Source organism: Actinoallomurus sp. CA-150999, assembly GCF_050942425.1.
GTDB lineage: Bacteria > Actinomycetota > Actinomycetes > Streptosporangiales > Streptosporangiaceae > Actinoallomurus.
In genome coordinates, this window is sequence record NZ_CP192063.1 from 10,325,379 (window position 1) to 10,336,634 (window position 11,256).

General features: G+C 71.3%; 11 protein-coding genes. 3 read left to right on the forward strand and 8 right to left on the reverse strand.

What is annotated here, in order from left to right:
- Window positions 1–6: 6 nt before the first annotated feature.
- The 3 genes from ACQP2O_RS47490 to pcrA form a co-directional block, all read right to left on the reverse strand.
- Window positions 7–405 carry a cobalamin B12-binding domain-containing protein gene (locus ACQP2O_RS47490; RefSeq protein ID WP_433176207.1) on the reverse strand — a complete coding sequence of 133 codons (399 nt, stop codon included), beginning with the start codon at window positions 403–405 and terminating at the stop codon, window positions 7–9.
- Window positions 406–491: 86 nt separating this feature from the next.
- Window positions 492–1,970 carry a right-handed parallel beta-helix repeat-containing protein gene (locus ACQP2O_RS47495; protein ID WP_433176209.1) on the reverse strand — a complete coding sequence of 493 codons (1,479 nt, stop codon included), beginning with the start codon at window positions 1,968–1,970 and terminating at the stop codon, window positions 492–494.
- Window positions 1,971–2,080: 110 nt separating this feature from the next.
- Window positions 2,081–4,387 carry a DNA helicase PcrA gene (pcrA, locus tag ACQP2O_RS47500; RefSeq protein WP_433176210.1) on the reverse strand — a complete coding sequence of 769 codons (2,307 nt, stop codon included), beginning with the start codon at window positions 4,385–4,387 and terminating at the stop codon, window positions 2,081–2,083.
- A gap of 189 nt (window positions 4,388–4,576) precedes the next feature.
- On the opposite strand from pcrA, the gene ACQP2O_RS47505 reads away from it, so the two are divergent.
- Complete coding sequence (locus ACQP2O_RS47505; RefSeq protein WP_433176211.1) at window positions 4,577–5,416, forward strand: alpha/beta fold hydrolase; 840 nt, start codon at window positions 4,577–4,579, stop codon at window positions 5,414–5,416.
- 44 nt (window positions 5,417–5,460) lie between these two features.
- Here the strand turns inward: ACQP2O_RS47505 and dhaM are convergent, their stop codons facing one another.
- The 5 genes from dhaM to dhaK all read right to left on the reverse strand — a co-directional run bounded on the left by dhaM (window position 5,461) and on the right by dhaK (window position 9,325).
- Window positions 5,461–5,880, reverse strand: a complete 420-nt coding sequence (gene dhaM, locus ACQP2O_RS47510) for a dihydroxyacetone kinase phosphoryl donor subunit DhaM (protein WP_433176213.1) — start codon at window positions 5,878–5,880, stop codon at window positions 5,461–5,463.
- A 79-nt stretch (window positions 5,881–5,959) separates the two neighbouring features.
- Window positions 5,960–6,274, reverse strand: coding sequence for a MerR family transcriptional regulator (locus ACQP2O_RS47515; RefSeq protein WP_433176215.1), 315 nt, complete (start codon window positions 6,272–6,274; stop codon window positions 5,960–5,962).
- 74 nt (window positions 6,275–6,348) lie between these two features.
- Window positions 6,349–7,518 carry a monodechloroaminopyrrolnitrin synthase PrnB family protein gene (locus ACQP2O_RS47520; RefSeq protein WP_433176217.1) on the reverse strand — a complete coding sequence of 390 codons (1,170 nt, stop codon included), beginning with the start codon at window positions 7,516–7,518 and terminating at the stop codon, window positions 6,349–6,351.
- A gap of 200 nt (window positions 7,519–7,718) precedes the next feature.
- Window positions 7,719–8,330 (reverse strand): dihydroxyacetone kinase subunit DhaL, encoded by a 612-nt coding sequence (dhaL, locus tag ACQP2O_RS47525; RefSeq protein WP_433176218.1) that lies wholly within the window; start codon window positions 8,328–8,330, stop codon window positions 7,719–7,721.
- Window positions 8,330–9,325 (reverse strand): dihydroxyacetone kinase subunit DhaK, encoded by a 996-nt coding sequence (gene dhaK / locus ACQP2O_RS47530; RefSeq protein WP_433176220.1) that lies wholly within the window; start codon window positions 9,323–9,325, stop codon window positions 8,330–8,332. Before dhaK ends, dhaL begins: the two co-directional genes overlap by 1 nt.
- Window positions 9,326–9,414: 89 nt before the next feature.
- Here dhaK and ACQP2O_RS47535 point away from each other — a divergent pair, with 89 nt between their 5' ends.
- Window positions 9,415–10,125: a PIG-L deacetylase family protein gene (locus ACQP2O_RS47535; RefSeq protein WP_433176222.1), complete on the forward strand. Its 711-nt coding sequence runs from the start codon at window positions 9,415–9,417 to the stop codon at window positions 10,123–10,125.
- Window positions 10,126–10,248: 123 nt separating this feature from the next.
- A complete protein-coding gene (locus ACQP2O_RS47540; RefSeq protein ID WP_433176224.1) occupies window positions 10,249–11,190 on the forward strand; it encodes a nucleoside hydrolase in 942 nt (313 codons plus the stop codon).
- Window positions 11,191–11,256 lie beyond the last annotated feature (66 nt).

Genomic DNA, 11,256 nt, shown 5'->3' on the forward strand with positions numbered 1-11,256 from the left:
CTCTGGTCAGTCCTCACCGACGTTGGCGCGGACCCACTCGGCGATCCCCTGGGTGGTCGCGCCGGGGGTGAAGACCTTCGCGATGCCGAGCTTCTCCAACTCGGGGATGTCGGCGTCGGGGATGATGCCGCCGACGAAGACCGTGATGTCGAGGGCGTCGCGGTCCTTGAGCAGATCAAGGACCTTGGCGCACAGCGTCATGTGCGCGCCGGACAGGATGGACAGTCCGATGCCGTCGGCGTCCTCCTGCAGCGCCGCCTCGACGATCTGCTCGGGGGTCTGGTGCAGCCCGGTGTAGATGACCTCCATGCCGGCGTCGCGCAGCGCGCGGGCGACGACCTTCGCGCCGCGATCATGACCGTCGAGACCGGGCTTGGCGATGACGACGCGGATCGGACCCGCCATTACTGCCTCCTACCGGGATGCGTGGATGTCCCGCACGATAGCCGCAATACGCGGAGACTCCATCGACCGCCCCGTGTACCGGCGGATCAGGCGGCGGGGCGCGGTGGCGTGGTGAGCCAGGTGCAGCCCTTCGGGTCTCGGCGGCCGGGCGTGTAGGCGGCGCAGGCCGTCACGACGGAGGTCTTGGCGGGGTTGCCCAGCTGGGCGTACGGGCCTCCGGAGGAGGGATGGTCGCAGTCCGGCAGCGCCGCCGGGTCGCTGCGCGGCCGCCCCCACGAAGAGGCGTTGTTCTGCCAGCAGTTGCCGTCGCCCTGTTCGTCCCACCAGAAGTCGGCGCCGTTCGGCGCGCGCCCGCCGGAGGGTGTCACGCCCATGAGGTTGCCGACGTACCGGTTGCCGTGCGAGGTGTCCCGCTGCTTGGCGGGGTCGGTCTCGCCGCGGCGGCTCGCCGGGATCCAGTGCTGGGCGATGCCGTAGCGCCAGTTGTCGTAGACGAAGTTGCTCGCGTAGGTGTTCTCGTCGCCGCCCGCCAGCAGCATGCCGGTGCCGACCGGGACCGCCCGTGCCGGACACTTCGTCCCGCAGTCGCGGTAGGGGTCGGCGTTGTTGGAGAACACCCGGTTGGCGACGAACATCGCGTGGTTCTGCGGCATGCCCACCGCCTGCACGCTGCTGTCGAGCACCGCGCCGGTGGCGTTGGCGGAGAACTCGTTGTCGTGGACGTACACCGAGTCGCCGGCCGTACCCGAGTAGCCGATGAGGTTGCCGTGGGAGCGGCAGCCGCGGATCTCCACGGACAGCCGGGTGCCGCGCTGGTCGGATGCCGACGCCGTGGCGATGCCCGCGTCGCCGTTGCCGGACGCCTCGCAGTCGGCGATCACTCCGTGGTCGGTGCCGTACGCCGCGAGTCCGTGCTCGCCGTCGTTCAGCGCGGCGACCTGGTCGAGGACGTAGCCGTCGGTCTCAACGACGGCGACGCCGTCCTCGGCGAAGCCCTTGACCGTGACGCCCCGCAGGTAGAAGCCGTCGGCGCGGTCGGCGCGAATGCCGATCGGCTTGTCGCCCTCGACGACGACCCCGGCGCCGACGCCCTCGATCTGCAGGTCGTCCAGGCCGGAGACGCTGATCAGGTTCCGCAGGTGCGGGCAGGCGTGCTGCTGCTCGTACGACAGGGTGGTGCGGTCGGCGAGCGCGCGGCACGGCCCGGACGGGGTGGCCAGGCTCGGCTGCTCCCGGTAGGTGCCCGGCAGGACGTAGATCGTCGTGCCGCGCTGCCGGACCGCGTCGACGGCCGCCTGGATGTCGTGGTAGGCGCACTCCTTGGCCAGCTGCTGCGCCAGGCCGGTGAGATTCCCGCCCGGTTTGCACACGACCAGCCGTGACGTGGCCGGAGCCGGTCGGTAGACGGGAACGTGGTAGGTGCCGGCCGGAAGCGCGACCGGCCGGTCGGTGACGGCCGGAGACACGACCGGCTGATCGGCGGCCGTAGCGGGCGACGCCAGGACCGATGACGTGAGAACGGCCATGCTCACCGCGGACACGACCGCGACAAGGAGACGCCGCACGAACCGCCCCATTTTCCTCCCAACGGGCCGCAGGTGCTCCCCACGTGCATCATGCAGGTCCACGCGTCTCATGTCGACGCCCGCATCCGGCCACGAAAGCCGTGAACTTTTTACAACTTCTCGATCGGCGCGTACCGGAGGACGAAGCGCTTCACCCCGTACTCGCCGCCGAAGTCGACGGTGGCGGCCGCCTTCTCGCCGGCGCCGTCGACCGCGACGACCGTACCGAGACCGAACGAATCATGGGAGACCCGGTCGCCGGCGGACAGGGCGGGCACCGCGCGGTTGCCCGGTGAGCGCACCCCCGGCCGCTGCGAGAGCGACGCCATGGCGGGAGTGGCCTGCGCGCCCTGACCGCCGCCCTTCCACTCGACGAGCTTGTCGGGGATCTCGGAGAGGAACCGCGACGGCGGGTTGTACGAGGGGGCGCCCCACGAGCTGCGCATCGTCGCGCGGGAGACGTAGAGCCGCTGCCGGGCGCGGGTGATGCCGACGTACGCGAGCCGCCGCTCCTCCTCCAGCTGCTTCGCGTCGCCGAGCGAGCGCAGGTGGGGGAAGACGCCGTCCTCCATACCGGTGAGGAACACGACCGGGAACTCCAGGCCCTTGGCGGTGTGCAGGGTCATCAGCGTTACGACGCCCTCCGGCCCGCGGTCGCTCGGCGGGACGACGCCCGCCTCCCCACCGGGGATTTGGTCGGCGTCGGCGACCAGTGCCACCCGCTCGAGGAACTCGACGAGGCGTCCCTCGGCACCGGCGGGCGCAGCGGTCTCCTCCTCGTCACCCGCCGGAGCGGCCACTCCGGCGGTGAAGCGCTCCTCGAACTCGGCCGCCACCGACTCCAGCTCGCGGAGGTTCTCGATGCGGGTCTCGTCCTGCGGGTCGCGGGAGGCCTCCAGCTCCGCGAGGTAGCCGCTCTTGGTCAGGATCGCCTCGATCAGCTCGGTCGGCGTCGCGGTGTCGACCATCTCGCCCAGCTCGTCCAGGAGCGCGACGAAGTCCTTGATCTGCTTCAGCGAGCGGGTGGCGATGCCGGGCGCCTCCTCGGCGCGGCGCAGCGCCTGCCAGAACGAGATGCGCTCGCGGCCGGCGAGGACCTCCACGCACGCCTCGGCGCGGTCGCCGATGCCCCGCTTGGGAACGTTGAGGACGCGACGGAGGCTGACGGCGTCCTCGGGGTTGGCGAGCACCCGGAGGTAGGCCAGCAGGTCGCGGATCTCCTTGCGCTCGTAGAACCGGACACCGCCGACGACCTTGTACGGCAGGCCGACCCGGATGAAGACCTCTTCGTAGACACGCGACTGGGCATTGGTGCGGTAGAACACCGCGACGTCCCCGGCCGCGACCTCCTCCTCGTCGCTGAGCCGGTCGATCTCCTGGGCGACGAACGCCGCCTCGTCGTGCTCGTTGTCCGCGACGTAGCCGGTGACCTTCGGGCCCTCGCCCTGGTCGGACCACAGGCGCTTGGGCTTGCGGTCGGCGTTGCGCTCGATCACCGCGTTGGCCGCCGACAGGATCGTCTGGGTCGAGCGGTAGTTCTGCTCGAGCAGGATGACGGCCGCGTCGGGGTAGTCGCGCTCGAACTCCAGGATGTTGCGGATCGTCGCGCCGCGGAAGGCGTAGATCGACTGGTCGGCGTCGCCGACCACGCACAGCTCGGCGGGCGGCAGATCGTCGTCGTCGCCCGGCTGCCCGACCAGCTCGCGGACCAGGACGTACTGCGCGTGGTTGGTGTCCTGGTACTCGTCGACGAGGACGTGCCGGAATCGCCGCCGGTAATGCTCGGCGACGTCAGGGAAGGCCTGCAGCAGGTTGACCGTCGTCATGATCAGGTCGTCGAAGTCCATCGCCCCGGCCTGCCGCAGCCGGGTCTGATAGGTCTCGTACGCCTCGGCGAGGGTCTTCTCCATGTGCGTCGAGGCCTGACCGCGGAAGGTCTCGTAGTCGATCAGCTCGTTCTTCAGGTTGGAGACCTGCGCGGAGAAGCTCCGCGGCGGGTAGCGCTTCGGATCCAGGTCGAGCTCGCGGCAGACCAGCGCCATCAGCCGCTGTGAGTCGGCCTGGTCGTAGATCGAGAAGCCGGACGGGAAGCCGAGCCGCTTCGCCTCCCGGCGCAGGATGCGCACGCAGGCGGAGTGGAACGTCATCACCCACATCGCCCGCGACCGCGGCCCGACGAGCGCGTCGACGCGCTCCTTCATCTCCCCGGCGGCCTTGTTGGTGAAGGTGATCGCGAGAATCTCGCCGGGCTGCGCGCCCCGCTCCCCGAGCAGGTAGGCGATGCGGTGGGTGAGGACCCGGGTCTTGCCCGACCCCGCACCCGCGACGATCAGCAGCGGACCGCCCTGATGGGCGACCGCCGCGCGCTGGGCGTCGTTGAGTCCGTCGAGAAGTGGGTGGCTTACGAGCGTCGACACTCAATGAAGGGTATTCCCTGACGGCGACACTCCGAGTCCGATGCGCCCATCCGGCCACACCTGGCACCGCGTCTCGTGACCGATAACGGATTACCTAAACTTCCCTATCACTCCCTCAATGGCGTACGTTAGGGAGTGATGAATGACAAGACATACGGATCTCGACACGCAGCCGGCGGTGCAGGCGTCATGACCACGATCTACAAGTCCGAGGCCGGTCGACGTGAGCTCCTCGACCGCTACCGGCAGGTGCTGGACGCCTGGCCGGTGCCGGCCGAGCACGTGCGGGTGCCGACTCGCGAGGGCGAGACCTTCGTCCTCGTCTCCGGCCCCCGGGACGCGCCGCCTCTCGTGCTGCTGCACGGCTCGGGCGCGAACGCGTCGATGTGGCGGCCGGATATCGCCACCTGGTCTCAGCACTTCCGCACGTACGCCGTCGACCTCGTCGGCGAGCCGGGCCTGAGCGCGCCCTCGCGTCCCGCCCTGGGCTCCGACGCCGTGTCACTCTGGCTGGACGACGTACTGGACGGGCTCGAGATCACCGGCGCCGCGTTCGTCGCCGCCTCCCTCGGCGGCTGGATGGCCCTGGACTACGCCATCCGCCGTCCAGAACGCGTGACCCGCCTGGCGGTGATGTGCCCCGGCGGCGTGGGACGGCAGAAGGTCGGCTGGATCTTCAAGGCCCTGCTGACCCGCCCGTTCCGGCGTGGTGGGCTGCGCGAGTCGGCGATGGCCGTCGCGGGCCTGGACGGGGAGCGGCACCGGGAGGCGCTCGACGCCGTCGTCCTGACGTTCACGCACTTCAACCCGCGCAGGGAGAGGCTCCCGGTGTTCCCCGACGACGCGTTGCGCGGCCTCACCATGCCCGTGCTCGTCATCGTCGGCGGCCGTGACGCCATGTTCGACTCTCGTCAGACCGCGCGGCGCGTCCGTGAGTGCGTCGCGCACTCGACCGTGAATCTGCTCCCCGAGGTGGGTCACGCCATCTTCGGCCAGGCCGAGCCGATCGCGAAGTTCCTCCGGGCCTGACGTGAACCCTGTGGAGCCCGCAGCGACTCCGCAGGGTCGAAAGGTCAGGTCTTGCGGAAGGCGTACGCCTCGTGGGCGGCGCGGGCGACGGCGGCGACGTCGGCGCCCCCGGCCGCGGCCGAGGCCGCCGCGACGGAGCCCTCGACGAACGGCGCGTCGGCCAGCACGATCTTCGTCTCGGGCTCGCCGGGACGGCCGGCGCGGGCGTCCTCGAGATCCTCCAGATAGGTACGGGCGGTCAGCACCGAGGAGCCGAGGTCGGCGATCAACACGACCCCGGAGCCGCCGTCGGCCTCCCGTACGGCCCGCTCGACCAGGTCGATGCTGGTGCCCAGTCCACCCTCGCCGTCGCCTCCGGCGGGCCGTACGGTGACCTCTCCGACGCCCATCTGGGCGGCGAGCTCGGCGGCTCCCTCGGCCAGCGCCCGGCTGTGCGAGATCAGCACGATTCCCACGGTGCTCATGTCCCGATGTTCTCGCATTCCGAACATGAGCCGCACAACGCCCTAATCGCGCCGGTCGGTGTGCCGGGAACCGGCCAGGTCAGCCCATACCGTCCGGAAGGAGGCTCTGGCGCTGCCGGAGCTGCCGGTGCAGCAGCGCCGCCAGGTCGGCCCCCGTGCCGTCCAGGACCTCGGCGATCTCGGCGAGGGACAGCCCGAAGCCGCGCAGGGCGAGGATCCGATGCAGCCGGCGGACCTCGGCGGGGCCGTAGCACCGTCGCCCGACCCGGTCCCGGGCGGGCGACAGCAGGCCGAGCCGGTCGTAGTGGTGGAGGGTCCGTACGGTCAGCCCGGTCGTCCGGGCCAGTTCCCCCACCGACATGGTCCGGCCCGATTCCGCGTCTGTCGGCGTCATGGCCTGGACGTTAGGCCGTGACGTCGCGTCAGGTGCAAGCCGCGCGAACGGCGAGGACTCGCCGACGGATCGGCTCAAGGACCGGTCGCCAGGAGAGCCCGGAGCCTGTCCAGGGAGGCTCCCGCGGTCCTGAGGCCCGGCCGGTCACGTCCCGCACGGAGGTCGCTCAGCCGCGCGAGGCCGCCGATCACGACGTCGAGGGGCGGCCCGCTGGCCGTCAGGTCCTCCCGGCGGTCCTGGGGCGCGTCCTCGGCGGGCCGTTCGAGGAACGGCTTGACCAGCCTGTGGTGGTGATACGTGTAGGCGGCGGCGTGCGACCGGCACACGGCCAGGAACAGCTCCCCGTTCCGCCGGAGCCGTTCGCCGATGGATCCGCTCGTGGCCTCGTGCAGGATCACGTCCAGCAGGGGTTCGGCGAGGGCCGCCGCCTGTAGTGGGGCCTGGTCCTCGGGCGGGACGTACGGGTACTTCTCGGTGACGACATGCTGGTAGAAGGGGTCCTCGGCGGCGCACAGCCCGAGCAGCAGATCGATCTCGTTGACCGCGGCGAAGTCGCCGGCGTTGGCGCCTCGGTATTCGGCCGCGCCGACGCGGTAGGTCTTGAAGTACGGGCGGATGTTGAAGAAGAACCGGTCGGGGTCGAGTTCGTCGGCGAGCGTCCGGTTGAACCGCAGCACGTCGTCGAGCGCCGCCCGCGCCTGTTCGAGCAGGTACGCCGCCATTGGATTCGAGATCCCCATCGGTGGAATCCGCCGCAGCGCGTCGGCCGCCCGCTGGTAGGCCAGCACCGCCAGCCCGTTGTGGACGATGAACACCTGCTCGTCGTGGAGCGAGGTGAAGGTGAGGAACGTGCCACGGACCGCCGGATTGTGGATCGACTGGTGTGCGAACACGTACCGGGGGGCCACGCCGAGCGATGATCCGAGCCGGTTCGCCAGCGACCACGCGGGGACGAGCGATTCGCCGACGGGCTCCACCTCGTGCCTGCGGCAGGCCGCCAGATAGAAGCCGACGGCACCGAGGAGCCGGTATCTCTCCTGGGCGTCCGCCGGGATCCGGCCTGCCTCGGCGATCCGCGCGATCAGCCTCGCGCCGTCCACGGCAATCGCCTGTTTGATCTTCTCGAGGTCGGGACCGTCAAGGATCTCGGCGCGTGCCGCGAAGTACGCCTCTTCCAGTTCGGTGTTGAGGTCGACGAACTCGTGCCTGAGCCATTGATCCAACTCGTTGATCGCTGCTTCCACGACCGGCCTCCGCGGTTCGGAAAAGGGGCAGGTCACGGCGGATCCCCACGCCGCGCCCGCACGGTCACCGCGCCGCCGGCGCCTCACCGGGCCTCGCGGCGCACGCCCCAGCCTGGTGCCCGCAACGGCCCGGTGAACAGATCCAAAAGAGGCCCACTCGACCGGTCCATAACCCGGGCCCCGAGCCCGGCCGGTCGCTCTCAGGCCGTGTCGTCGGACGCCTCGGCGAGGGCGCGGAACAGCAGCACCGTGGAGGCGGCGCCGGGGTCCAGATGGCCGATGCTGCGGGGTCCGAGATAGCTGGCCCGCCCCTTGCGCGCCTGCATCGGGACCGTGGCCTCAGCGCCCTTCTCCGCGGCTTCCAGGGCCGCCTGCGCTGCGGTCGCCACCCCGTCACCTGCGGCGGCCCCGTACGCCTGCACCGCAGGGGCGAGGGCGTCGACCATCGTCTTGTCCCCTACGACGGCCTTGCCCAGGTCCCGTACGGCGTCCAGGGCGGCCTGCAGGGCCGTGCCGAGAGCGGCGGCGTCCACGTCGTCGGCGTCGCCGAGGGCCTTGCCCGCCCGGCGCAGCGCGCCGCCGTACAACGGCCCGGACGCCCCGCCGGTCTTGGATATGAGTGCCCGGCCGGCGGTCGTCAGCACCTTGCCGGGCGGCAGGTCGGGGCCGAGGGCCTCGACGGCCGCCCGCAGGCCGCGGTTGAGGTTGGCGCCGTGGTCTCCGTCGCCGATCGCGGCGTCGAGCCTCGTGAGGCGGTCGGCGTCCGCCGCGACCAGTTCGGCGAAGCGTTCCATCCAGCGGCGTGCGTCCATCAGCGTCCCCACCGCAGGCCCGGCGTCTCCACGGGCGCGTCCCACAGCTCGGTGAGCTGGGGTGTGAGTCGCAGGACCGAGACCATGACGCCGGCCATCTCCAGGCTGGTCACATAGTTGCCGACGAGGGAGCGCGCCACCGTCACGCCGTGCCCGCCCAGCCATTCGGCCGCTGCCGCGTACGCGCCGTACAGCTCCATGAGCGGCGTGCCGCCCATGCCGTTGACCATGACGAGGACCTCGGACCCGGACAGCGGCATGTCGTCGTTGATCGCCGACAGCGCCACGTCGACGATCTCCGGGGCGGGGCGGAGTTTCGTGCGCTCCCGGCCGGGTTCGCCGTGGATGCCGATGCCCAGTTCCATCTCGTCGTCGGCGAGCTCGAACGTCGGACGCCCGGCGGCGGGGACGGTGCAGGCGGTCAGCGCGACCCCGAACGAACGGGTGCGCTCGTTGACCTCGCGGGCGACGGCGGCGACGTCCTGCAGCGAGCCGCCGGCCTCGGCCAGCGCACCGGCGGTCTTCTCCGCGAAGAGGGTCGCCCCGGTGCCCCGCCGCCCGGCGGTGAACGTGCTGTCCTGCACCGCCACGTCGTCGTCGATCACGACGGGCACGACCTCGACGTCCTCGTCCTCGGCCAGTTCGGCGGCCATCTGGAAGTTCAGGACGTCACCGGTGTAGTTCTTCACGATGTGCACGACACCGGCGCCGCCGGACGCCGCGGTGGTCGCGGCGAGGATCTGGTCGGGCACCGGTGAGGTGAAGACCTCCCCGGGACAGGCGGCGTCGAGCATGCCGAACCCGACGAAACCCCCGTGCAACGGCTCATGGCCGGAGCCCCCTCCGGAGATCAACCCGACCTTGCCGGTACGCGGAGCGTCGGCCCGGACGATGATCCGCTGGTCCAGGTCGACCCGCAGGGACGGGTGTGCGGCCGCCATGCCGCGCAGGGTGTCGAGGACGACGTCGTCGACGTCACCGATCAATTTCTTCATGGTTCCCGGAATACCGTGTCCGACCCCATGACGCCAGAGTTGTGGCTGATTGATGGGTTAAAGGCTGAATCTCCGTAAGATGTCGAAACGTGATCGACGACGTTGAGCGCGCGCTCGTGGTGATGGCCCACCCCGACGACATCGACTTCTCCTGCGCCGGAACGGTCGCGACCTGGACCGACGCGGGCATCGAGGTCGCGTACCTCCTGGTCACCGACGGCGACGCGGGTGGCTTCGACGACGATGTGCCGCGCGAGGAGATGGGCCCGCTGCGCCGGGCCGAACAGACCGCGGCGGCCAAGTGCGTCGGCGTCACCGACGTGCGCTTCCTCGGGTACCCCGACGGGCGCGTGGAGGCGACGCTCGACCTGCGCCGCGACATCGCGCGCGTCATCCGGCAGGTCCGCCCCGACCGGGTGATCATCCCCAGCCCCGAGCGGAACTACGAACGGATCTACGCCGGCCACCCGGACCACCGCGCGGTGGGATCGGCCGCGTTCGACGCCGTCTACCCCGATGCCCGGAACCCGTACGCCTTCCCGGAGCTGCGCGCCGAGGGCCTGGAGGCCTGGACCGCCCGGGAGATCTGGGTGATGGGCGGGCCGTCCCTGGGCGAGTACGTCGACGTCACGGACGCCTTCGACCGCAAGCTCGCGGCGCTGCGCTCCCACGTCAGCCAGGTGTCCCACCACGACGACCTGGAGGGGATGCTGCGCGCCTGGATGGGCGCGAACGCCGCTGACGGCGGCCTCCCTGAGGGTCGCCTGGCCGAGGCGTTCCAGATCGTTCCGGCCGCATAGCCCCCAAAACCGGCGGACCGGGCCGTGACCGCGGCCCGGCAGGACCCAGACCGCCTCGACAAGATCCCCCTGACCGGCCACGGACCCCCGACCGGTCGTTTCACCCCTCAGGAAGCGCACAACGTGGCACCGAAGATCCTGCTGGACTGCGACACCGGCATCGACGACGCGATCACCCTGCTGTACCTGGCGACGCTCGTGAAGGCCGGTGAGGCGGAGCTCGTCGCCGTCGGTACCGTGCACGGCAACGTCGCCCCCGACGTCGGCGCGCTCAACACGCTCCGGGTCCTCGAACGCGCCGGCCTGGAGGGGGTGCCGGTCGCCGTGGGCGCCGTCCGCCCCATGGCCCAGGAGGTCGCGTACGCGCACGACTGGCACGGCGCGGACGGCCTGGGCGAGACCGGACTGCCCGAGCCGACGGGCCGCCCGGTCGAGATCTCCGCGCCGGAGCAGATCATCCGGCTCGGCCGGGAGAACCCCGGCGAGCTGACGCTCCTCGCCGTCGGCCCGCTCACCAACCTCGCGATCGCCCTGCTGCTGGAGCCGTCGCTGCCGACGCTGTTCCGCGAGGTGGTGGTCATGGGGGGCGCGTTCGACCACCAGGGCAACATCACCAGCCACGCCGAGGCGAACGTCTGGCACGACCCGGAGGCCGCCGAGCTGGTCCTGGGGGCGGGCTGGCCGATCACGCTGGTACCACTCGACGCGACCCACCCGACGGCGGTCGACGGCAGGTGGCTGGACCGGCTCGCCGAGGCCGACTCCGAGGTCGCCCGCTTCGCCGCCCAGGTCCTGGAGTTCTACGCCACCGCCTACACCCGCTCGCTCGGCGCCCGGGGAGCGGTGATCCACGACGCGCTGGCCGCGATGCTCGCCGTCGACCCGTCCCTCGCGGAGTACGCCGAACGGCCCGTACGGGTCGAGCTGCGTGGCGAGCGCACCCGGGGCACGACGCTGTGGGACCGCCGCCGGTACGCCGACGAGGGCGATCGCCCGGCCGTCAAGGTCGCCGTCGGCGTGGACGCCACGGCCTTCCAGGAACGTCTGCTGGCCGCCCTGCTGTGAGCATCGCGCCCGTACGGGCGCTCGCACCTCCGCCGTCCGACCTCTGGGCGATGTAGCGTCTCAGCG